Here is a 24666-nt window from a genome sequence, read left to right on the forward strand (position 1 = left end):
TTAAACCAATATGTCGGATAAGCCCGCCTAAGGCCGATCGGGTAAGAAACATAAGCAGACGTACGCCAAGAAACCGAGCCCGCCGGTTACCGCTAAAGCGGAAGTGAATGCCCGTACATAGTCCGGCAGCTCCGCACCTCCTGACGAATTCCCCAGCACAGCGGAAAACAATAGGCCAATCAAGGCTACCCCTATCGAATTGGCCAAATACATCCACGTATTAAACAACCCCGACCCCGTACCGGCATCCCGAGCGGGTACAGCACCGAGAACGACGTTCACCAGAGGAGTGGCGGCCAATCCCAGGCCAAATCCGTAAATCGTCAATATCCCCATATTCCGAATATGCAGCAGATGCACCGGATCTATCCGCAACGAGCCCATCAATAGCAGGCTGCCGCTTCCCATCGCGATCGCACCGAGTCTCAACACTTTCGTCCCCCATCTCCCGACTAACCGGGAAGAAACCAAAGAAGCAATGAAAAAACCGGCCCCTAAAGGCAAGAAAACAAGACTCGTAGCCTGAACGTCATAACGCAAGCCGAACTGCAAGTAGTAAGTTAAGATAAAGAATAACGAAAACATGCCGAGATAGATCATAGCCGCTGTTAGGATTCCGACGCGAAATGTCCGATGTTTGAAAATGTTCAGGTCGATCAGCGGGGACGTCCCCCGCTTCCGCTTGCGGATTTGGACCACAGTAAAAATGAATAAAATGAGAGCGGCAGCAAGCAAGCAGCCCAAGGTCCAAAGCGGCCAGCCTTGCTTTTGCCCCTCCGATAGCGGATATACGAGCAGGAACAATCCGGCCCCCAGCATAAACTCCCCCGCCCAATCCATCCTTTGCCCCCGTGCGCCGCGCGTCTCGGGTACAATCGGCAGAAGCGACAAAATAAGAAGCCCGAACGGCACATGGATAAAAAAGATCGCCCGCCATCCGAGGCCGCACACATTCCAATCGACGATCATCCCTCCGAGAATTAATCCGAAAGTAAATCCGATCCCGATCATAGCGCCGTATATCCCGAAAGCAAGCGCCTTTTCCTTTAGCGAAAAGCAAACTTGCAGAGTGGACAACACTTGGGGCTGGATCAGAGCGGCAGCCAGTCCTTGCATGATGCGGACCGGGATCATGACGGCCGGGTCGGTAGCGATACCGCCGATTGCCGCCAGTATCGTGAAGCCGCTCACGCCGATGGCCAGCATCCGTTTCCTTCCATACAGATCTCCAAGCTTGCCGCTCACAATTAGCGCGATGGCCAAACCGAGGGAGAACCCGGTCACGATCAGCTGCGCTTCGGAGAACGCGGCGTGCAAGCTGTCCTGGATAAGCGGGAGCGCAACTTGTACCATATAAGTGTTAAACGATATTAACAATACAGAGAGCAGCATAACGGCAAGCGCATACCAGCGCTTCGGATCGACTTGATGATCCGCGGCCGACTCTCTGGGCGCAGAAGCTGAAAACAGCGTGGTCAATGGGATACCTCCTCCATGCAGATGACGATGATACTCCCACATTACCACCTGGCCGTCCTTCGCTCTCCCTGCTGCTGGAGTTTCTCTCCCTGATGCGGGACCTAACAAAAAAACTTCGGCGCAGGCCAAGCCTGTTCACACTCAAACGGAGCTTGGTAGTCGGCATGCCGAAGTTAGTTGCGATTGCAGTTTTGTTAAAGTTTACATATACGCCAAACTCAGCGATCGATCTGCTTTAAATAGTCGCTGGGATTGCAGCCGTAATGTTTGCGAAAAGTCGTCGTAAAATTACTGACATTGCTGTAACCGACGGAAACGGCGGCCGTTCCGATATTCCAGCCTTCCACCTGCAAATACCAGAGCGCCTTCTCCATCCGCTTCTGCCGCACCCGCTCGAATATCGTGCAGCCGAACCGTTCGCGGAATCCTTTCTTCAGCTTGAACTCGTTCATCCCGACACGTCTGGCCAGTTCACGGATCGACAGCGGCTGCTCGAAATGCACTTCAATCAGTTCATGCGCCAAGTTCAATTTCTCAACATCGTCACGGCGAAGCTTCCCCTTCCCGCCATCAAAGGAACCAAATTCGTCCGCCTCTCCGAATAATGCGATAAACTCCAGCGCTTTGCTCTCAAGATATAAACGCTTCAACGAACCGCGATGCGTACAGTGCAGCAGCTCCGCCACACATTTTTGGATTGCCGGGGTCGCCGGAAAGGAATCGATTCCTCCGCGATGGTGTTCCAGCCAGCCCTCCATCCGGCTTTTCTCTGCCGGATCTTCGGCATACCGCATCAGTTCGCCCGGAGTTAGCCGGATCTCCAGCAAATGATGCCGGACGCCCGCCCGTTTCTCCTCCATGACGCACACATCTTCCAGGAAAAGAACGTTCCCCGTTTGCCGGACCGTATGACTTTCCTTTCCGCTCCATTCGCAGTGGATATCACCGTTCAAGCAGTAACTCAGCTCGAACAGCTGGCAGTTTTCCCGTATACGCAGCCTCATATCTTGCACGAACGTTACATCCGTCACCATGATCTCCATCCCGGGACGAATACGCGTCCGCGATATGGTTCCGGAGCCCACGTGCGCAGGAAGCGCGAGCTGCTGCTCCGATCCGTTCTGAACCGCCTCGCCTTCTACCAAACTCGTAAATTGATCGAAAAGATCGTGGATTCCCGATATATGCAAGGTCATTGTACTTCACCTTCCAGTCTTCCAGCCGCATGTATAGGATGCATTGTATCCGATCCGGGACAAAGGTTCAACCGTCTGGCGCAATCCGCTACTTTTCCCCCTTCCCCCGCTTCGGCCCCTTTCTTCGATTTCTAGTACTGCATAGGGCTGATCTGTGATAAAATCCTTTCGTGGAGGTCGAACAAGCTATGAATCTAAACGAATGGTTGAATGAAGAGATTCCAGGCATCGCCAAAGCTCTGGAAGATATTAATAAAAGCCATTTTTTTATTGAGAAAACGATCGGGTTTGCCGGGAAGGAAACCATCTATAAAGTTCTGCACGATTTCCGTTCCGCACTGTTCCCTGGCGTATATGACAAGTACCCGATCGACGAGACGAGAATCAATATTATTATCGGGAACCGTCTTAGGACGTCCGCCTTGGACCTCAAGGATTTGATCCAGAAAGTGCTGCTGAATAAACGCGCGAAGGCGGATTGTGCCGAGACACGTTCGGAATGCTACACAAAAGCGGACGAGATCGTCATCCAACTCTTGAAGCTGCTGCCGGACATTCGCCAAAAAATCCAGACGGATATTCAAGCCGCCTATGACGGAGATCCGGCCGCCATTTCCACGGAAGAAATTCTGCTAAGCTATCCGTCGGTGGAAGCGATCAGCATTCATCGAATCGCTCACGAGCTGTATAAACTGGACGTACCCATCATACCGAGAATCATGGCTGAGTACGCCCATCAGCTGACGGGTATCGATATTCATCCGGGCGCATCCATAGGCGATTATTTCTTTATCGATCACGGAACGGGAGTCGTCATCGGCGAAACGTGCACAATCGGGCGGCATGTGAAGATTTACCAGGGCGTCACGCTCGGAGCCAAAAGCTTTCCGCTGGACGAGCACGGAAACCCGATCAAAGGAATCAAAAGACACCCGAATATCGAAGACCATGTGGTGATTTACGCCGGGGCGACTATTCTTGGCGGGGATACGACGATCGGGCACAACTCCGTTATCGGCGGAAACATCTGGCTCACCCAGTCCGTGCTTCCCTACTCCAAAGTGTATAACTCTCAGCCTTCTCCGAATATCAAATAAACAAAAGCCCTGTCTCTCTTCACGCGGAGAAAACAGGGCTTTCCCTATACAGCTGGTGCCAGACCTCTCTGTTGCTATTACAGCAGACCCTCTGTCACAGAGAGTCCGTTTCCATCCCCGATTCATCAATAAAAGTTTTGAAGCGGTTTGCCTAGATACAATACGGTTAATTCGGCATGATCGTAGTGTGGCATATCCCCCTCAACCCAAACGTTAAAGGGGACGACTTCAAACGGATTGTCCGCCCAGCCGCCGAATGTGATCAGCTTCGTCGTTATCCCGATCTGCTTCTGATTCCAGTCATAAAACGTCAGCTGAATTCGCATTTGCATCACCTGTTCCGCTTGAAACTGTTTATCCGAGCTGTCGAATAACAAATATCCGCCCAAGCGCGTTTTTTCTCCATCTTTTACGGGCTTTAAATTCCCTATCGCCACGCTCGGATAGGACGGATCGCGCAAGACCGGCCGGTTGGATTCATTATACAAAACCGACACGGTGCTTGAGGCCCGATCATAGCTGACTGCCGCTCCCAAGTTCTCGGCCATAAATCGCAGCGGAACGTATGTTTTCCCTTCGTAATTCAATGATACATCGTGTTCGCCCAGACTCACATTTTTGTCATTGAATTTAAACGCCACCGGAAATAGACTGAGCTCTCCCCACTTTTCGGCATACACCGCCGTGCAAAAGCTAATCAGGATGCCGCACAAGATCCCGCCAATAAACTTTTTCAATTTATTCACCTCTGCCTCTCGATAACGGTTCACGGATCGAATGAGTATGATCCTCTTTTCTATTAAGATTTCTACAGAGGTTTGGATAATCCTTCCATTGTTTATAAAAACGCCCGCTCGCGCACGGCCCGACAGCTTGCCGACAATTCGCGACTCCCCGCCTCTTGCCGGCATTTGCGCAACTGCTCGGGGGACAACCCTGTAATCTGCTTGAAACTGGATGAGAAATGCGAAAGCTGCTTAAAGCCGACCTCGAGGCTGATGTCCGTAACCGACCGTTCCGGCTCTTGGAGCAGCAGCCGTTTCGCCTCGACGACCCGGCGTTTTCGAATGTAATCGAATAAGGTCAAACCTGTTGATTCCTTAAACAGCTTGCCTGCGTAATATTTGTTCAGGTTGACGGTTTTCGCCAACTGCTCCAGCGTTAATTCGTCACCGTAATGGTCTCCGATATAAGAAACGAGGTGCCGGACGTGAGCTTCCTTTTCTGTGGACCGCTCCGGTTGTTGGCCCTTCGATTCACCGCAGATTTCGCATATGAGCAGCAGTACCTCCAGAAAGGCGTGGTGAAACCGATGGACGCTAACCGGATTCGCCTGCAGCTGGCATACGGCCATTTTGTTGAAGATCGATTCAAGCTCTAGCTTTCGGTCGCGTTCCAGCCTCCATCGGAGCAAGCCCGCCTGACGAAAAGGGGCCCCTACGTCTACCGGCCAATAAACAGGCATCATCGCCTGCGTGTCCGGCTCGTCAAATCGGATGTTCGTTCGAGTCCCGCACACGTTTACCGCCGTTGCATGCAAGCCATGGCATAAGCTGCCGCGGATGAGCAGGTCCCCCTCCTCCAGATGACAAAAATCCGGCTCCGAGTAGTACCAGCAATTCCCCGAATGCACGTAGCAAATCTCATAGCCGCTCTGCTCCGTAGAGCATGGTGTGCATCCGTTTTCAATCCGGTGTATGAAGCTTTGGATCACTCCGGGCGTTGTCATCAGCCGTCCCCCTTGTATTTGCTCTCGAACCGCTTGACCCGGCAGGTTGATCGTTTCTGGCGATTTCATCATAATCCGGTTCAGTCAAGCGGGAAACTGCAAATACCGGAGAACTCCGTGTAAAAACGGGGTGAGGCAACTGCAAATTCGGACTGTACCCCGGACGTAAGTGAAGCGGTATACGCCGGGTTACCCTCAAAAATACGAAAAGACGGTCCTTCCAGCGACAAGTCGCCGTTCCGGGCCGTCCATCCGAATTCCTATACCGTTGTACTAGCCAATTCTCCTTCCTTCACTTCCCTGCACTATCCTACACTTCCTAATACCTTACTTCGCCTTGTCCTCGGCGACCTTTTTCTCGACCGTTTCCGCCGCTTGTCTCAGCGCCACATTGACATCAATCTCGCCCCGCAGCACCAGATCCAGCTGCTCCAGCATCGCGCTGTTCGCAACCGGAGTATACTTCGTCCAGACGCTGGCGTCCGCCGGTTTGGCCGGCATCAGCGCTTTGACGTTCCGCCCTTGCAGAAACGGCATATTCGCTCCGAAGGCAGCGCGGATATCCGGGTTTTTGTTCATCGGAAGCACGCCTTCTTTGGATTTGGCCAACTGGTACTCATCACTGGTCAGCCAAGCGATCACCTGAAATGCGGTATCTCTGGCATTTCCTTTGGCCATATTCGTAATATTAAAGTACGTCGGATACGGCTGTGAGCCGACGCCCCGCAGGTCACTGTATTCCGGCAAGCTCACCATATCCCAGTTTACCAGATTCATAGGATCAGACGGCGAGAGCCATACTTGGGTCGCATTCATCGCAGCGATCCGTTCCTCCACGAACCATTTATTCATCTGAGCCAGATTCGTGCCTTGTACTTCGTTGCCGGGAATCCGGAAAAACCGGATCAGATTATCCGCATGTTTCTTCCATTTGTCGTCGGTTACCAGCAGCGGTTTGAACGTATTGCGATCGACGAAATTGGCCGACAACTGGTTCATCAGAGCGATGTGGCTGAATGACGTGACAAAGCCGCGGTAATTCACATCGCCTTCCTTGCGGGTCAATTTCTTGGCCACCTCGTAAATTTCGTCCCAAGTCATTCCGTCTTTCGGATAAGACACTCCGAACTTGTCGAACAGATCCCGGTTGTACACAAGCACACTCGGGTTGTTCGTTACCGGAAGACCGTACATGCCGCCGCCGGCAATTTCCTTCATAAGCCCAACGGCCGTATCGTCGAGACGGGATAGATCGAATTTGTATTTCTGAATAAGATCAGTGATGTCCGTCTGCAAATTGAAATCGATAAACCGGCTGTGGATCGCTCCGATCGAGGAGAACACAATATCGATGTGCGTACCGGCGGCCAGCAGATCGGGCAGTAAAATATAGCCTCCTCCGTCTTTAGGGGTAATATGGACGAAATTCGTCTTCACATGGGGAAATTTTTTCTCGATCGCCGCCCCGTACTGTTCCATGAACAATCTCTTGGACTGCCCCGTGGAAGGCTCGAAAAACGTTAAGGTTACCGGCTCCGGTGCAGCAGCAGTGTTTGGCGGGCTTTGGGACTCTCCCTCTTTTTTGCTGTCACTGCCGGTTTCCCCGCTCCCTGCGCCGCCGCTGCCTGTACATGCCGCCAGCAAGGAGAGCGCAGCCAGAGCAACGGTCAGCTTGATCCCGTTCCCCCCTGTACATGTCCTGATGAATCCCATAAGAACTTCAGCCCCTTTAGCCTGTAATTCCGCTCCGGGAATGAATGCGCTTTCGAAAACGGCTTAACCGGTGCGATACTTTCTATGTTACAGGCAGGCTGCCGCAAGTTCTTATGCGCAATTGAGCTCTTTTTCAAGTTTGCGGATGCCCGTGGGATTCGCCTTTCTGACGCCGGCCATGCGGTGCGACGCTTGTCAGGGCGGGATATCCACTGAGAAGCTGGCGGCGGTTTTATGCGAAATTGGTTTTTCTAGCATAAAAGAAAGCGAATTATTTTAATTAATACAACTCATTATTAATGTCATTAATATTAATTACGCACCAACATAAACGCCGCCCGCCTCCTGAACCGGAAGCGAACGGCGACATCCTTCCCTCTTTATTCCCAGCCTTCTTCATCCGTTTTGACCAGCTTGCCTTCCTCATACAGCTGCACGAACGCGCTGACAATGGCCGGATCGAAATGCAAGCCGCTCTGCTTAACGATCTCGTCCATCGTTTCTTGCGGAGTCCAGGCTCTCTTATACGGTCGCTCATGAGTTAAGGCATCATAAAAATCGGCAAGCGCGACGATTCGCGCCTCCAGCGGAATCGCTTCCCCCTTCAGCCCGCTCGGGTAACCGGAACCGTCCCACTTCTCGTGGTGCGCTTCGGCAATGACACCGGCCAATCTCAGAATCGAGAACGAGCTTCCATCCAAGATGCTGCTGCCGATCCGGGTATGCTCCTTCATCCGTTCAAACTCGTGCGGCTCGAACCGTCCCGGCTTCAATAAAATGTCGTCCGGAATTCCGATTTTGCCGATATCGTGAAGAGGGGCGGCCAACCGGATCGAATTGGTCAACTCTTCCGAAAGCCCGATCCGGCAGGCGATTAAACCGGCCAATCTGCCCACCCTAAACGTATGGCTGCCTGTCATATCGTCACGATATTCCGCCGCACGCCCGAGCAATTGCAATATTTCATTTCTCGCTTTTTGCAGCTCATCGGTTCTTTCCCGCACTCTTTGCTCCAGTGTGTTTTTATGCTGCTGAAGCTGAATATGCAGCTGTCTTGTTTTTAACAAATTATGAATCCGAAGGATCACTTCCGTCCGATCGTACGGCTTGGTCAAGAAATCGTTAACCCCCGCCTGCAGCCCTTGCTGCTTCATGGCGGGCGTAGCGTCGGCGGTAAGCATTAATACCGGCAAGTAGATGTCCGGTCCCGTCATCTCCCGGATAAGCGACAGCACCTGCAGCCCGTCCAGCCCCGGCATATGCATATCGAGCAGGACGATATCCGGCTCCACCTGAGTCATCCGATCCCGGACTTGCAGCGGGTCCGTCAGGCTGTGGACATGGATAAATCCGGCACGGGCCAGTATCCGCTCGAGCAGGCTGATGTTGTATTCCTGGTCATCGACGATCAGAAGTTTTGCCAGCTTGATGTCTTCCATCTTTGATCTCCATTCTGTATGCGGGCCTGGATGAGGCGGTATCAGTTCTCGAGTGCGGTACGCATCTTCTCCAGCAGTCGATCCAGCACTACCGGCTTCGTGTCGAAATCGTCGCACCCGGCCTGGTAAGCCTTCTCTTCGTCGCTGGCCATCGCATGGGCAGTCAACGCGATAATCGGGATCGAGCTTGTATCCGTTCGGTTTTTCAACAACCGGGTAGCTTCCCATCCGTCCAGGATCGGCAAGCTCATATCCATTAAGATCAGATCCGGCTGAAGCTGAGCCGCAAGCTCCACTCCCTGCGCGCCGTCTTCAGCGGTGACGATCCGGTACCCTTTGCGCTCCAGCCTTCTTGAGAGCATGTCCCGATTCATTTCGTTGTCTTCGACCAGAAGAACGGTGATCATTGGCATTTTCCCTCCGCGCTTTCATTAATCGGCGTTAAAATTCGGCGAATCTCCGCAGCCAGCGAATTAAAATCGAACGAGCCCTTCTGGACAATGTTTCGTACATACCCGTTTAATTTCTCCCGTTCCTCGGGCGTAACCGTTTTTGCCGTTACTACTACGATCGGTACAGCCTTCCAGCTCTCCTCCTTGCGCAGCTCGCTTATAAATTCAAACCCGTCCATCTCCGGCATCATCAGATCGAGCAAGATGAGCGAAGGAACCGCAGCGGCCATATGCTCCAGCGCGATACGTCCGTTGCCGGCCCGGGAGACCGCATATCCTTCCTTCAGCAGCAGGCGGGTCATCAGCTCGCTGGCCGTCGCATCGTCCTCGATGACGAGAACATGGTGCTCTTCGCTGGAAGGGATATATTTCTCCATCACTTTAATTAACCGGTCCCGTTCGACCGGCTTCGTCAAATATTCCGATACGCCAAGCGTGTAGCCGAGCTGCCTGTCGCTCGTCATCGACCAGATGACAACCGGGATATCCGCCAGCTCCGGGTCGTTCTTCAGGGCGGACAGCACGCTCCACCCGTCCATGCTGGGCATGAGAATGTCGAGACAGATCACCTTCGGACGAAGCTTCCTGGCCAGCCGCAGCCCTTCCGGCCCGCTGTCCGCGTAAGCGACCGTCCAGCCGGTTTTGGCTACGTACCGTTCCATCAGCTCCCGGTTAAAAGCCTCGTCGTCGATTAACAGGATGCTGATCTCGCCTCCCTCATCTTCCGCGGTGCCCGGCGTATCCATCCACATCGTCGTGTCGATTACATCCTGCGGGGCTGCCGGCAGCCAGCAAGTAAACAGCGTGCCCTCGCCCAGGCCGCTCTCCACCCGGATATCGCCGCCCATCAGCCGGCTGTACCTCTGGCTGATCGTAAGCCCGAGTCCCGTCCCTCCGTACTTCCTTGTCGTGGAAGCATCGGCTTGGGTGAACGGCTGAAACAGCTTGTCGAGCTGATCCGGAGACATGCCGATCCCCGTATCCTGTACGCTGAAGCTGTACCCGGCTCGTCCGTTCCTTGATGCCTTCACCACTTTAAAGGTAATCGTGCCGGCATCGGTGAACTTGTTGGCGTTGCTGAGCAAATTGATCAATATTTGCCGGAGCTTCGTCACATCGGCCGTAATCATCCCTTCGTGCTCGCATTTCACGAGCAGCTTGTTGCCTTTATTCTCCACGAGCGGACGAATCGTAGCGATCGTATCCTGAACAAGATCGGGCAAATTGCACGGTTCGGGAAAAAGCTCCATCTTGCCGGCTTCGATTTTGGAAATATCCAGAATATCGTTGATCAGGGTAAGAAGATGATTGCCGGCTTTGCTGATCTTCGCCAAATCTTCCGCGAACTCCGGCTCCCCTAAAATCTCCGCTTCCTCCTGGAGCATCTCGCTGTAGCCGATAATCGCATTCAACGGGGTTCGCAGCTCGTGGCTCATATTCGCCAGAAACTGGCTTTTGATCAAGCTTGCCTTGACCGCTTCGTCGCGCGCTCTGGCGAGCTGTTCGGTCCGCTCGGCCAGAGCGGCTTCCGCCTTGACGCGATCCGTAATATCGGAGCGGATCGAGATAAATTGATGAGGGCTGCCGTTCTCGTCAACAAAAGGCACGATTGTCGTATTCATCCAGTATTCGCTGCCGTCTTTGGCCCGGTTTTTGACCTCGCCTTTCCAGACCCCTCCTTTTTTGATCGTCTCCCACATGTTTTGGAAAAACGATTTGGGGTGATAGCCCGAATTGATTACCCGGTGCGTCTTGCCGATCAGCTCGATCCGATCGTACTTCGATATTTCGCAAAACTTTTCGTTAACGTATGTAATGACGCCCTTCGCGTCCGTGATCGCCACAATCGAGGATTCGTCCAGCGCATTTTCGATATCGCGCAAGTTTTCCATCATTTGCAACAGCTTCGTTTCGTTTTGTTTACGCTTCGTAATGTCGGTCCCGATCGCCACGTGCTGATAGACGATGCCTTCGTCGTTAACAAACGGAACGATCGTCAGATTCACCCAATAATCGCTGCCGTCCTTCGCCCGGTTGTTCACTTCCCCTTTCCACACTTGCCCCGCGCCGATCGTCTCCCACAGATGCGTGAAAATCTCCTGCGCATGATAGCCGGAATTGACCGCCCTATGATTAAATCCGATCAATTCCTTCCGTTCGTATTGGGATATTTCGCAGAAATGATCGTTCACATATGTGATCGTGCCTTCGTGGTCCGTGATCGACACGATTGATGATGCTTCGATGGCGGATAATGCGTATTTGACATCTTTCAGATCCGATAACATAGCTGTCAGCTCCCATCCGGTGATTGGAATGCGCTTCGTCTTCCCCCTGCTCGCTTACCCGGCCCTCCTAGACCAGATACGGTCTGATTTCCGCAAGCAGCGACTGCGGGGTGAATCCGCCCTTCTGTATAATGTTCTGCACGTAACCGTTCAGCTTGACGCGGTCCTCGGCCGTTACGGTTTTCGCCGTGATTACGATGACCGGGATGTCCCGCCAAGCCTCGATCTTCTGCAGCTCCTCAATAAATTGAAAACCGTCCATCTGCGGCATCATCAAATCCAGCAAAATTAACGAAGGCTGGTGCCGGGTCAAGCTGTCCAAGGCGATCGCCCCGTTCCCGGCTACGGTTACGAGATAGCCTTCCTTGCGCAGCAGCCTGGCGGCAAGCTCGCTCGCCGACTGGTCGTCCTCGATGACCAGAACCGAATGCTGCCCGAGCTTGTCCACGTATTTATCGATAACTGAGACGAGCTGTTCCCGTTGTACGGGCTTGACCAAATATTCGGCGGCGCCAAGCGCGAAGCCGAGCTGTTTGTCGCTCGTCATGGACCAGATGACAACGGGAATGTCCTTCGTGTCCGGGTCGTTTTTGAGCTGGGACAGCACGCTCCATCCGTCCATGCCGGGCATCAGAATGTCGAGGCAGATCACCTTGGGGCGAAGCTTTTTCGCTAAGGCCAGCCCTTTCTGCCCGTTCCCGGCGTAGGCGACCGTCCAGCCTTCCTTGGCCAGGTACCGCTGGAGTAATTGTTCGCTCGACTCTTCGTCGTCAATCAAGAGAATCCGGGCGGAATTCATCTCCGCGTCCGGATCGGCAATCGGGTCAACCGCCTGCTCGGCAGGCTCTGGAGCCAAGCGGGATGCGGGAAGCCAGCATACGAAGGTGCTGCCGGCCCCGAGACTGCTCTCGACACGGATATCACCGCCCATCAGTTCGCAATACCGCCGGCTGATCGCCAGTCCGAGTCCGGTACCGCCATATTGGCGCGTAGTGGAATTGTCGGCTTGAGTGAAGGGCTGGAACAGCTTGTCCATCTGTTCGGGCGACATGCCGATTCCGCTATCCTGTACGCTGAACCGGTACCCCGGCTCGCCGTCTCTCGCTTCCCGGCCGACCTCCAGAACGACTTGACCCTGTTTCGTAAACTTGCCTGCGTTGCTCAGCAAATTGATCAGAATTTGCCTAAGCTTCGTCACATCGGTGGTAATCTCACCTTCCAGGCGATGCACCTCCAGACGGTTCTCGTTCGCTTCCATAAGCGGAGCGACCGTATCCGCCGCGTCCTGAATCAGCTTCGACAGATCGCAGGTTTCGAAGTAAATCTCCATCTTGCCCGCTTCGATCTTCGAGATGTCCAGAATATCGTTGATCAGCGCAAGCAAATGTTTGCCTGCATGGCTGATTTTCCCCAAATCTTCGACGAACCCCGCCTCCCCGAGATCCTCCGCATCCTCCTGAAGCATTTCGCTGTATCCGATAATGGCGTTAAGCGGCGTTCTCAGCTCGTGACTCATATTGGCCAGAAACTGGCTTTTGATCCGGTTCGCGCGAATCGCTTCGTCATGCGCATTCTCCAGCTGGGCCGTACGTTCCTTGACCAATTGCTCCAGATGCCCGTTCAGCTGCAGCAATTCTTCATTCATCCTGTATATTTCTTTGGACTTGAGCAGAATCTCCGAATCTTTCAAGTAGAACCGTTTGGATACGAAGATGCCGAGCAAGCATAAGCCCAGCGTGAATAAAGTGCCGCCCGATATGAAATAAGCGAGCCACTTCTGATCCAGTACGACGCCTGACGCCAGATCCGGATCGCTGCTTGCCGTAAAATTGGCCGCCAGCATGCCCGTATAGTGCAAGCCCGCGATCGCCGCCCCCATAATCAGACCGCTGCCGAGCTTCTTCCATCCTTCTCCACGCTGACCGTCCTGGCGAAAATAAAACGCCAGCCACAAGGCGGTCACCGATGCGGCTATCGCAATTACAATTGATAGGCCGAACAGCAGCGGATCATACCTTATGCCGATCTGCATGGCCGACATGCCGATATAATGCATGCTCGATACTCCGGCAGCCAGCAGCAGGCCGCCTCCCCATAACGCTCGCGCTCCGAGCCTTTTGCTGCGGCTCACTGCATATAAAGCGACGAATGACCCGACAATCGAAGGCAGCACCGAAACCGTTACGAGTCTGAGATCATAAGCAACCGGGATGGGCAGCGACAAGGCGAGCATAGCGACAAAATGCATCGACCATATGCCAAGCCCCATAGCGGCTGCGCCGAACAGCAGCCATAACCAGCGCCTGATTCGTTCCGCGGTGCTGATTCTGCCTGTCAGATCGAGCGCCGTATAGGAAGCTACCACAGCTACGATATACGAAAATACGACCAGTACCGGATCATGCGTGCCGTGTATATGTTCCATTCTTAGTTCCTCCCTATTACGCTCCGAATGGAGTTAGCGGATTTTGATAAATAACGTCGAAATCAATCGTACCCTTGGCAATCCGATCATACTACCGAACTAGCAATCTGGGAATCAATGGGCACTTAGACTCCTCTATTATACTACAATGCTTGGAAACATTTTACGAAAAGTTATGGACCTTCAGGATGCCAAGCAGCTCATCCCTTCACATCTATTAATGAAGTAATTTTTTCGAGCAGGGCATATTCGGCTTCGTTCAAACGGAATGCATACCGGCACTATCACATAATAAGAGTCTCACGCACCCTCTATTTTCGACATATGGGGATGATAGAGTCGAATAAAGGCGGTTTTGCACCTCTTATCTCGCCCCACTCGTCCCGTTTGCACCCTTATCGCGGATATTAGCAGCTTCAAACCACTCTTATTTCCCCCTCCAACAGATTATGAACAAAATAACGGGTACAAACGAGGCTGTCGATTCAATGTGGACAACCAAGTGGAAAGGGAAAAGATTACCTTCTGGCGAGTTTTATCTGGAATCCCCTACCTTACCATCCTTATTCAATCAAGGGATTCCGGACAACCTGTCTGAGCAGAAGAAGGTAACTTTTCACTTGGAACGGCCTGCTAACACTTCTACACAATGAATCGACAGGCTCACAAACCGCTCCTATTCGGTTCCTTCTCCGCTTGCAGCATGGCGGAAGGTCCAGACGAAACGGCCACCCACGAAAAGCGATCTGCGACCCTTGCTGACTCAACAAGGAAAATGATCCCTTCTCCGCTTAACACGTTGAAGACATTTAATGTACACAAAAACTCGCATCCCTCATAAAGGATGCGAGCTGCTTAGGGCGGATTGAACGGTTAAAGGCGCAATAGCATAGTAGCTTCTCCCGCCTGCTATTTCATCATAGAGGCCATCTCCGCAATTTTCTTGTCGGCCAGCTCCTGACCTTCCCGGAGCACCGTGTTGATGTCCTTTTTGCCGACGGCCATCTCTTTGCGGATATTGCGGATAACCGTTTGTACTTCCTTGTCGGCAATATGCGGCTGCGGAGTTTTGGACGGCGGGTACTTGTAAATCGCCGCAATATTTTTACTTTTTAAAGATGGATTGTTTGCGCCAAACTGATTCTGAACTTCCTTGTCCTTCATAACCGTAAGTCTGGCGTCCCGGGTCATCATGATTTGATGCTCTTGCGACGTTAACATTTGAATTACTTGCATCGCTTGTTCCTTATACTTGCTAGGTTTCGTAATAATCAGCATATCCGCCAGCGCATGACGACCCTTGCCGACCGTATCTTCGAAATTAGGCACCGTGGCGAGATCCCAGTTCGGTGCGGCGCCTTTCGCCTCGGCCTGAAGCAGGTCGCTTACCAGCTTGCTTACCCAGTCCGCCTGCATCGCCAATATATGCGTGGATACGAATCCGCCCGGTCCGTAAGCGTATTCATTCTTCGGACCGATGTAGCCGGGTTGGTCGTACACTTGCTTGAACAATTCGAATATTTTCCGGTAATGCGGAATATCGATCAGAGCTTTGTTCGTCTTCGGATCGACAAATTCCTGCGAGTACGGGCTGATCAAGTGATCGGGGAACCGGGGGTCCCATCCGATATATTGAACGTCGTTTTCCTTGCGCGTTAATTTCCTGGACAGCTCCAGCACTTCGCTCCAGAGCATGCCGTCCTTCGGATACGGAACCCCGAACTTATCGAACAAGTCTTTATTGTAGAAAAGCGCTCCCGTATTCAGGAACAGCGGTATGCCTTCCAGTCCGCCCTTCGGGTCGAGATTGCGGATCGCCTGAATCGATTCAGGGAGGAACACGTTCAAGTCCAGACCCGATTTCTTCACAAGCTCGGTCAGATCCATCGGCAGATCCAGATGCTTCAAGGGCATATGCCAGTCGTTATCGGACATAATCAGATCCGGCACATCCCCAGCGGCAACCAGCTTATCGATCTCGCCTTCGAGCTTCTGAAGCGTAATATGCGGATATTTCTTTTTGAGCGGATCGACGAAATAGTTTTGAAACTCCAGTTCCGACAATCTCGTTACGTTGACATAAAACTTCAAAGTAACAGGCTCCGTCGAGACGACAAAACCGGACTCCTTGGCCGGCATATCCCCTCCCTGACTGCCCTTCCCGGACGAACAGCCCGTGATGGCCAGCGCGGCGATAATCGAACTTATTGTAAGCCCTTTCAAATGCTTGTTCATATAAAGTCCCCCTCCAGGATTCGTATTGGATAAAGCGGTTACCCCGACTTACGACTACAAATCCGTATATGACGGATATCGATATGCCCAATGTATGGAAATCACCCCCTTCTCGCCGAATCAGGAAAAAATGGAACAAAAAAAACCTCGGGCAAAACACCCGCTCCGCCGGCTGGCGAAACAGACGTAATGGCCTCGGGGTTCTCTCGTGGACTCCACCCTTAACCTAACTTTTAAACGCTTTCATCAAAAGGGATGACTGAAACCTTGTTTCTTATTATTATACAGAATACGAAATATTGCAACTCTTTTTTCTTGAAAACGGAAAGAGGGAAAGTTTCAGAAATTTAATTTTTCGTTTTAAACTTCGTATTGAAATATTATTTCTTCGAGGATATAATTGGAATGAAATCGCTACCAACGTCAAACCGGGTACGCTCTTACAGGCGCCGGGGGCACCCGTACGTTGCCGGGAAGTGGCGACTTTTCACAAGTTGATCCGGAGAAGGAGGACAATGATAATGCGAAAGAAACACGTGCAGTCGGTCGGGATCGGCATCTTGATTGCGCTGACGGTCGGGGCTTGCGGCAAGTCGGACAACCAGACAAATGTCATGTTGAAAGATGACGATTTCGCCAAGCAGACCGTAACCTTAAAACTGTTTAATCACGGAGCCGGTATTAATACGGACCATGATCTGAACAAAACGTTCATCGAGCCGATCCAAAAAAAGTATCCGAACGTGTCCGTCGAGCTGATCAAGGGGCGCAAGCTGGAAGAACTCGCGGCCGCCGGCGAGATTCCGGATCTAATCATCACAAGCAACTATTATTTGATCCAGCCTCTCGATCTCGGTCTCGGCAGCGACTTGCGCGATCTGATCAAGCGGGGAACTATCGATCTGAGCAAGTTCGAGCCGGAAGCCGTCAATGTGGTCAAAGGATACGGAGAAGGCATTTACGGAAAAAACGGAGAAATGTACGGCATCCCCTTCTCGCTCAACTACGGATTAGTCGCTTATAACAAAGACATCTTCGACAAATTCGGAGTCCCGTACCCGAAAGACAATATGACGTGGAATCAGCTGATCGACCTGTCGCAAAAAGTGACGCGTTATGATGACGGCACCCAATATATCGGTATCGATCCGGGCCCCGCGCTCGCTTTGTCCCGCGCCTATTCGCTGCCTCTGCTCGACAAAAATCGGGAAAAGGCCGATCTCACGACCGAGGGCTTCCAAAAAGTGTTCGCGCAAGCAAAACGGATCTTCGATTACCCGGGACAAGTGATCGATCCGAACAAACGGTACGTCTACGGGGTCGCCTATTTCCTCAAAGAACGGAAGCTGGCGCTTTACCCGTATTGGCTCGACTCCTTCGCCACCCAGCTGACTACACCGGACGAGCCCGGCAAGCAGTTCAACTGGGATATGATCAGTTATCCGTCCTATGACGACCGGCCGGGAATCGGACGCGAAGTCGATTTCCATCTCTTGATGGTGCCCCAGGCTGCCAAAAACCGGGAAGCGGCCTACCGCGTCATCGAGCTGTTAACCGGCGAGGAAGCGCAAAAAGATATGAACCAGCGTGCCCGGTTGACGATTATGAAAGACAAGGAGCTTCGCAAGCAATACGCCCGCGATATGAAAATTTTCGAAGGCAAAAACTTGTCGGGGATATTCAACGTCACCCCTGCGCCATTGCCGCAAGCGTCCAAATACGATCCGAACATCTACGGATTTCTGAACGATGCGCTCAAAAGCGTCATCCAGGAAAACGTCGACATCAATACCGCCCTGCGTACAGCGAACGAGAAAGCGAACAAGTTTATCGAGGAAAAGAAAAATCAATAGTTCGCACAACAGGCCGCCGAACGGAATCGGCGGCTTGTTGCTTTTTGCTTAATGCTGTATGGAATACCACTGCGCTTGAGCGCTGAACATCTCGGCATATTTACCGGCCTTGCGCATCAGTTCATCATGCGTGCCTGTCTCAGCAATCCGCCCCTGATCCAGAACGACGATCCGGTCGGCGATTTTGGCCGAGCCCAGCCGGTGGGTGACGATGATCGCCGTATTGTCTTTGGCGATTTCCGCGAACTTCTTGTACAGGTTCGATTCTTCGATCGGATCGATAGCCGCCGTCGGTTCATCCAGCACGATCATGCCATGTATGCGATAAAACCCTCTGGCGATCGCAACCCGCTGCCATAACCCGCCCGACAAATCCACTCCGTCGAATTCCCGGGAGAGCATCGTGGCGTGACCGTCCGGAAATGCCCCCGCATTCACGTCCAGATCCGCTTTCCGAACGGCGAGCTGTAAGCCGTGCTTCGACCGGCGCTCCCCTTCATCCGGATCGCTGATACGGATATTATCCTCCAGCGTCATCTTGTACCGCTGGTATTTCTGAAATACGGCCGTTATTTCCCGGTACACCGACTTGGCGGAGACGTTCCTCGTATCGGCGCCCCCTATCCGCACTACACCTGTGCTCGGCACGTATAGGCCGGTCATTAGTTTGATGAGGGTCGTTTTGCCGGCCCCGTTCTCGCCGACGATGGCGATGGTCTCCCCCTTCTTCAGCTCCAGCGTTATGTCCGACAACGATTCGCTATCGGCCCCGGGGTAGCGAAAAGAAACGTCGCTCAGAACAACGCCGTCGCCAGCGTTTATCCGCGCTTCTTCGCCGGATCGCTCCGGCAGCTTCAAGAAACGGATGAAGTTTCGCACGGTGCCGAGGTTTTTCGTCATACTCCCGATTTGACTCGTAATCACTTCCTCCATCATCCCGAACATAAAACCGATAGAAGCGAATACGGCGGCAAAGGAACCGATGCTGATTTCCCCATTCAGCATTGCGGCGACCAGCATGTACAAGATACCGAAATATCCGGCCAATGTCACCATTTTCATCCCAAGCTCCAACAGCCGGGTCCTTAGTTCCGCTTTCCAGGTTTTGACCGCAAGCAGCGATAGTGCGGATCGGTACAAGTCTATGAAAAACGCAAATGCCCCCAAAATACGGGTCTCCTTGTAATACTCCCTGTCGCAGATGCAGCGCTCCACATATTCGAACTCCCGCCGGATCGGCGCAGCCTGATCCTCCAGCCCCGCGAATACCGCCCCCCGTATCAATTGAGAGATTACAACAGGGATAAAAACGAGGATCAAGGAAAGGGCAAGGATCGGCTTTAAGGTGTACAAATAAAATCCCATAAAAATAAAATACGGGATATAAAACGTGAAAATCGTAACGGCCGTAAACAATAAGCCGAGACTGTTGGTCATCCCCTCGTTTGCTTTGTTAATATCGTCCAGAAGCTCCGGAGATTCGTATACGATCGGATCGAGCCTCGAAGCTTTTTCATTCATCCGTAAGCTTAAATAACCGATCATCTTCCGGTAGTAGGTTTTGCCCATAAAGTTATGCAATCCGTTCAAAATCTCGGAACCGATCGTCGCCGCGCCCAGAGCAGCCGCCAACCCTAATACGACGGACAACCCGGTCTGCTGGCTGACGGCCTTCGTAACCGAATCGAAAAAAAGCTGCGATAGGAACGTGTTTAATCCGAACGACGCCCCGTGAGCAATCCCGACCGCATTCGTAAGCAGAAACAAGACCGGAAACGATGCGAGGGCGAATGGAAATAACGTTCTCAGAACGGTCAACAGCGAGATCGGTTTGCCGGTTGCCGCGGAATCGTTCTTCTTCATTGATACCAGCTCCTCTGGCTCTCATACATCCCGGCATATACACCCCGGGCTTTCATCAGCTCCGGATGGCTGCCTTGCTCGATAATCCGTCCGTCACCGATCACGAATATGTGATCAGCCAGCAGCGTTGAGCCCAGACGATGACTGATGAACAACGTGGTTTTGTCTCTGCTGATCTGCTCAAATTGCTCATACAGCTTGCTTTCGCCGATCGGGTCCAGCGCCGCCGTCGGTTCGTCCAGTATGCGGACCGGTGCGGGATTCAGAAGAGCCCTCGCCATCGCAATCCGCTGCCATTCGCCTCCGGAGACGTCCTGACCGCCCGTTTTGATTTTGCCGAGCGGCGTGTCGAATCCTTCAGGCAGTTTTTGCTCAAGCGTATGCAAGCTCACTTGACCGGCGGCCTGGCGAATCCGCGCTAACGTACCCTCTTCGGCGTCGTGACGCAGCCGATTCACATCCCCTACCGCGATATTGTCTTTCAGCGGGATGTAATATTTGGCGAAATCTTGATAAACGACCGAGTAAAACGCTTTCAGTTCATGCTGCCCGTATTCGGAAATAGGCTTGCCGTTCAAAAGAATCTCGCCATCGTACTGGTCGTATAACCCCGTAAGCAGCTTCATAATCGTCGTCTTCCCCGCTCCGTTCACGCCGACAAATGCATACTGGGAACCGGCTTGTATCCGAAACGAAAGTCCGTTTAGGACCGGCGCCTGCATGCCCGGATAAACGAATTTGACTTCTCTGAACTCAAGCGATTCGAAGACCGGCGCCGGAAATACCGGAGCTGCCGCCGCTCCGTCCGTTTCTTCAAGCCGTGCGAATTCGGTCAAGTCTTTTAAATACTCTCGGTGTTTCGTCAGTTGATCCACATTGGCGGTGAACTGCCACGACATCATCTGGACGATGCCGAAGACGGCGTTCACCAGAGAGATGAACATACCGATCGTGACCGCTCCAGCAATCACAGGTCCGATCAGCACCATGATGATCAGCATCGAGACGATCGCGGTCAGCACGCTTCCGGCTTTCATTTTAATAAACCATTTCCGTTCCGTGCGGAATTCGATGCTCCGTGCCGTCTCGTAGTGGCGATACCAGCGTTCTCCGACGGGTCCGCCGAACCCGAATAACGTTCTCTCGTCCACCGCCTCGCGGCCTGTCAACACTTCGGTCAAATATTCGTATTTTCTCTTATACTTGGATACTTCACGGCCGGCCTCGTACGTCGAGCGGCCGCTCTTGATCGCCAGGGCGAACAGGGGCGCCGTCAGCGCCAGGATCAGCAGAGCCGCCCACCACACTTGGGTAATAAGCAGAATCAGAATTCCCGTGACCTGGATCGCTTTGGAGACGATGGCCAGGAGGTCGGTGAAGGCGGATCTGATCTTCGTTTCCGGTGCTGCGGCTATTCGCGAGATCAAGTCCCATGTCTCGTGATTTTCGATATGCCGGTAAGCCAGCTTCGCCCGTTTTTCTGTGATGGCCGTACGAAACTGCTCGCGGATGGAAAGCTCCAGCCTGACCTGAATCAGCGCTGTCCATTGCCTTGCCATCCATTGATAGGCGATTAAAGCAACAACGGCGAGCATAGACGGATAAATAAGTGACAAGTCCGATTCGTTCTGAACGATTGATAGGGCGTTATCGATAAATGATGCTGTCGCTACAATTTGCATCGTTGGCGCCGCCCCCGCCAATAACGTCTGCAAAATGGCGAGTACCGTCAAAATCGGCGCGCACCGAAACGGGATTCGGAACGTGTCCCAAACCCCATATGTCCTGCCGGTAAGTACCAGTTTAGTCCCCTCCATCGCTATGTAATCTCATTCCTAATATACTACGTCACTTCCATATATTAGGTCTCATGAAAGAGAGATATTAGCAGCAAACAGCAAAAAGCCCGCCGGGGTTATCGGCCTGCGGACTTGGTTTCGCGCTTGTCAATTGGATCGTAAATGCGAAAATTACCGGTAAATTCCGAAGCTTATTTCGTATACAAATGCTTCAGCAGCTCACGGTTTTTTTGCTCGAACAAGTCGTTATGGGACGAAACCATCCCATAAGCGTTCGCGTCGGGAGTTATGTATTGCTTGGCCTTGTTCACGGCGTTCGCGGCATCCTGGAAAGCTCCTGCGATAAGATGCAGCTTGCCTTCATGGTGCAAAATATCGCCTGCCGCATACAACCCGTCTACCGACGTTTCGCTCATCGCACTTCCGGCGATCCAGTATTCTTTTTCCATCGCAATCTTTACTTTGCTATTTTGCAGCAGATCTTTGTCCCGCTCGTAGCCGTGATTAATGATGACCTCATCGATCTCCAGCTCGGTTTCCGTATCGTCCTCGCTATGCTTCAGCAGCACCTTTTGGATCGTTTCATGGTTGGGCGAGGCAATCAGCTTTTCGATCGACGTGTTCAACAAACATTCCACGGAGCTCGCAAGCAGTTTGGAGATTTCCGCCTCGTGGCCTTTCAGATTGTCTTTCCGGTACGTCAAATACACTTTCTTCGCGATCGGCTCCAGTTCGTTCGCCCAATCGATCGCCGCATTCCCGCCGCCCGAGATGAGCACGGTCTTACCTTGATAGCGGGCGAGAGACTTCACGGTATAGTGCAGATTTGTTACTTCAAACCGCTCTGCGCCGTCGATCGTTAATTTGGTCGGCTTCAAGATGCCGCCCCCTACCGCGAGAATAACCGTCCGGGAATAATGCTCGCTTCCCGAGGCTGTATGCAGCACGAATGTTCCCTGTTCATCCTTCGTAATCGACGTCACCTTCTCCCCAAGCACGATTTCAGGGTTGAATGTCGTTCCTTGCGCGGTCAGCTGCTCGATCAGTTGGGCTCCGGAAACCGGTGTTAGACCGCCGACGTCCCAGATCATTTTCTCCGGATAGACATGGACCTTGCCGCCAAGAAAAGGCTGATACTCGATGATTTTCGTCGACATTTCACGCAACCCGCTATAAAATGCGGCAAACAGTCCGGCCGGACCACCGCCGATAATCGTCACGTCGAAAACTTGCTTTGTATTCATATTAATTTGCTCCTCTGCAGGTAATGGGGGGAAATCCGCCTAGCTTCATGGAATCGTCCGCTAACGTCAGTCATCTGAATCCAAAACCAATTCATAAAAGTGATAATGATTATCATTATCGTAATTATATCAAAGAAAACGAACTTTTCAATAAGAATTTGCAGTTGCTGGGAAATGTCGAATTCTACTCCTAACCGGAGTCAGGTATGGAATGCTGACAACGCTCTTCGTGCCGCCGGTTTTGAACCTGTCGCCCGCCTGCCACACGCCAAAAAGCCCGCAGGATGCGGGCCAAACCAGACCAAACCAAACGTAAACAATACCAAACTAAACTAAACGATTTTGAAATTGCCGCATAAACGGGTGTCCGGTATGTCTACCCTTCTCCGATCCGCACTCCCTGCGTCTCGGCATCCTCCTGGATCACAATCAGCTTCTCCGCTTTCCCATCCCCGTCGCACAGGAATTCGACTTCAACCGGTATAAGCCGGACGAAGAAACGGGTTTGCGTCGATGGATACAACTCCAGACGCACTTTGCCGGCAATCTGCAAAAAGAGCCGGTCTTCCTCGACGAGGACTTGAGCGATTGTCGAATCTCCGTCGCTCCCTTCTTCTCCAAGCCGGTACGTTCCGACATAACGCTCGTATAGCTTACGGTCGAACGACGCGATTTTTTGTTCCGGAGGAAGCTGGGGAATGTCATAGGGGAGTTCCAGCAATATATGTTCGGCGGCGGATATGACAGCCTGATCGAATTCAACGGCCTGCTCCCGGTTTCTCAAATAAATCAGCGTCATATCGGCATCGATATACCGGATCATCACGGTCGCATAACCCGGCCAGCCTCCGCTGTGAAGAACCGCTCTGCCCTTCCCTTCCTTCTGCTCCAGAATCCAGCCGAAACCGTAATCGAAGGTTTCCCCGTTATTGAACGGTACTGGCGCAAACGCCTGATCCAGGGACCGTCTGCTTACGAGCGAATCTGAGTACAAAGCGCGGTCGAACTTCAGCAAATCGCTCATATTCGAATTGACGGTGCCGTCACCCTGAATGCCGTCCAAAAATCTGACATACTGCGTATCCCCGATATCGTCGGGCAGCTTATACTCTCCGGAATGAAAGTCGAAGGCGTATCCGTAAGCGTAATCGGAAATCGTTTCAGGGCGGTACCTCCTGTTATAAACGCTTGTGCGGGCCATCCCAAGCGGATGAAAAATGCGGCTTCGCATGTATTCCGCGAACGTAAGTCCGGATATTCGCTCAATCAGGACGGCGAGCAGCACATACCCTGTATTGCTGTATAACCAGCTTTCACCGGGTTCGAAATAAACCGGTGGCTGGTAGCGGATCAACATGTCCAGCACGTCTGCGTTCGTTGCTATCCGGTTCCGGTCCCAATGCGTCAAGAACAGCTCCATATAGTCGGGCAAACCCGAAGTATGGCCAAGCAGCTGCCTTACGGTAATTCCCGGGTATGGAAGCTCCGGAATCCACAGCGAAACGGGATCGTCATAGGCGAGCTTTCCCTGCTCTTCCAAAAGGATCACACCCAAAGCGGTGAACGGCTTCGACAACGAAGCGAGCTCGAATACGGTATTTGTCGTCAACCGGCGTCCCGAAGATCGTTCGGCGAAACCGAATGCCACTTCATAAATCACTTCGCCTCGCTCCGCCGCCATGAAAACCCCGTTAACTCCGCCCTGCCGATCGATTTCAGCAAACAAGTGCTCCAGCTTCTCCCGTTTGGTATTCATCGAACCCTCTCCTCGTCTAAGGTTTATGACAGTCAGACTGGCTATAATGTTAATCAAATGTAAACTATTAAGGTGACTTAACTATCGTACAAAAGGAA

Annotated in this window: 16 protein-coding genes; 2 read left to right on the forward strand and 14 right to left on the reverse strand. The window is 52.5% G+C overall.

Going from position 1 to position 24666, the window contains the following annotated elements; genetic code table 11:
* Positions 1-27: 27 nt before the first annotated feature.
* Together AC3Y2E_RS10080 and AC3Y2E_RS10085 are read right to left on the reverse strand one after the other, a co-directional pair.
* The gene (locus tag AC3Y2E_RS10080; protein WP_379209701.1) at positions 28-1479 is read right to left on the reverse strand and encodes an MFS transporter; all 1452 of its coding nucleotides are present in this window, start codon (positions 1477-1479) and stop codon (positions 28-30) included.
* A 218-nt stretch (positions 1480-1697) separates the two neighbouring features.
* The gene (locus tag AC3Y2E_RS10085) at positions 1698-2675 is read right to left on the reverse strand and encodes a helix-turn-helix transcriptional regulator (protein ID WP_379209703.1); all 978 of its coding nucleotides are present in this window, start codon (positions 2673-2675) and stop codon (positions 1698-1700) included.
* Between the two features lie 188 nt (positions 2676-2863).
* Here AC3Y2E_RS10085 and epsC point away from each other — a divergent pair, with 188 nt between their 5' ends.
* A complete protein-coding gene (gene epsC / locus AC3Y2E_RS10090) occupies positions 2864-3772 on the forward strand; it encodes a serine O-acetyltransferase EpsC (RefSeq protein ID WP_379209705.1) in 909 nt (302 codons plus the stop codon).
* A 125-nt stretch (positions 3773-3897) separates the two neighbouring features.
* On the opposite strand, the gene AC3Y2E_RS10095 is transcribed toward epsC, so the two are convergent.
* The 8 genes from AC3Y2E_RS10095 to AC3Y2E_RS10130 form a co-directional block, all read right to left on the reverse strand.
* Complete coding sequence (locus AC3Y2E_RS10095; protein WP_379209707.1) at positions 3898-4518, reverse strand: stalk domain-containing protein; 621 nt, start codon at positions 4516-4518, stop codon at positions 3898-3900.
* Positions 4519-4610: 92 nt separating this feature from the next.
* A complete protein-coding gene (locus AC3Y2E_RS10100; RefSeq protein WP_379209709.1) occupies positions 4611-5501 on the reverse strand; it encodes a helix-turn-helix transcriptional regulator in 891 nt (296 codons plus the stop codon).
* Positions 5502-5828: 327 nt separating this feature from the next.
* Positions 5829-7214: an ABC transporter substrate-binding protein gene (locus tag AC3Y2E_RS10105; protein ID WP_379209712.1), complete on the reverse strand. Its 1386-nt coding sequence runs from the start codon at positions 7212-7214 to the stop codon at positions 5829-5831.
* 380 nt (positions 7215-7594) lie between these two features.
* On the reverse strand, positions 7595-8653 hold the full coding sequence (locus tag AC3Y2E_RS10110) for an HD-GYP domain-containing protein (RefSeq protein WP_379209714.1): 1059 nt from the start codon (positions 8651-8653) through the stop codon (positions 7595-7597).
* Positions 8654-8694: 41 nt separating this feature from the next.
* A complete protein-coding gene (locus AC3Y2E_RS10115) occupies positions 8695-9060 on the reverse strand; it encodes a response regulator (RefSeq protein WP_379209716.1) in 366 nt (121 codons plus the stop codon).
* Positions 9057-11393, reverse strand: a complete 2337-nt coding sequence (locus AC3Y2E_RS10120; protein WP_379209718.1) for a PAS domain-containing hybrid sensor histidine kinase/response regulator — start codon at positions 11391-11393, stop codon at positions 9057-9059. Before AC3Y2E_RS10120 ends, AC3Y2E_RS10115 begins: the two co-directional genes overlap by 4 nt.
* Positions 11394-11460: 67 nt before the next feature.
* Positions 11461-13818: a response regulator gene (locus AC3Y2E_RS10125; RefSeq protein ID WP_379209720.1), complete on the reverse strand. Its 2358-nt coding sequence runs from the start codon at positions 13816-13818 to the stop codon at positions 11461-11463.
* Between the two features lie 909 nt (positions 13819-14727).
* A complete protein-coding gene (locus AC3Y2E_RS10130; protein ID WP_379209722.1) occupies positions 14728-16053 on the reverse strand; it encodes an ABC transporter substrate-binding protein in 1326 nt (441 codons plus the stop codon).
* Between the two features lie 521 nt (positions 16054-16574).
* Here AC3Y2E_RS10130 and AC3Y2E_RS10135 point away from each other — a divergent pair.
* Positions 16575-17906 (forward strand): ABC transporter substrate-binding protein, encoded by a 1332-nt coding sequence (locus tag AC3Y2E_RS10135; RefSeq protein WP_379209724.1) that lies wholly within the window; start codon positions 16575-16577, stop codon positions 17904-17906.
* A 48-nt stretch (positions 17907-17954) separates the two neighbouring features.
* Here the strand turns inward: AC3Y2E_RS10135 and AC3Y2E_RS10140 are convergent, their stop codons facing one another.
* The 4 genes from AC3Y2E_RS10140 to AC3Y2E_RS10155 all read right to left on the reverse strand — a co-directional run bounded on the left by AC3Y2E_RS10140 (position 17955) and on the right by AC3Y2E_RS10155 (position 24568).
* Positions 17955-19769, reverse strand: a complete 1815-nt coding sequence (locus tag AC3Y2E_RS10140; RefSeq protein WP_379209727.1) for an ABC transporter ATP-binding protein — start codon at positions 19767-19769, stop codon at positions 17955-17957.
* On the reverse strand, positions 19766-21586 hold the full coding sequence (locus AC3Y2E_RS10145) for an ABC transporter ATP-binding protein (protein ID WP_379209729.1): 1821 nt from the start codon (positions 21584-21586) through the stop codon (positions 19766-19768). The genes AC3Y2E_RS10140 and AC3Y2E_RS10145 overlap by 4 nt, the downstream gene beginning before the upstream one ends.
* Before the next feature lie 173 nt (positions 21587-21759).
* Positions 21760-22812 (reverse strand): NAD(P)/FAD-dependent oxidoreductase, encoded by a 1053-nt coding sequence (locus AC3Y2E_RS10150; protein WP_379209731.1) that lies wholly within the window; start codon positions 22810-22812, stop codon positions 21760-21762.
* Positions 22813-23188: 376 nt separating this feature from the next.
* Positions 23189-24568, reverse strand: a complete 1380-nt coding sequence (locus AC3Y2E_RS10155) for a serine hydrolase (RefSeq protein WP_379209733.1) — start codon at positions 24566-24568, stop codon at positions 23189-23191.
* Positions 24569-24666: the final 98 nt, after the last annotated feature.

Source organism: Paenibacillus sp. MAH-35, from assembly GCF_058135425.1.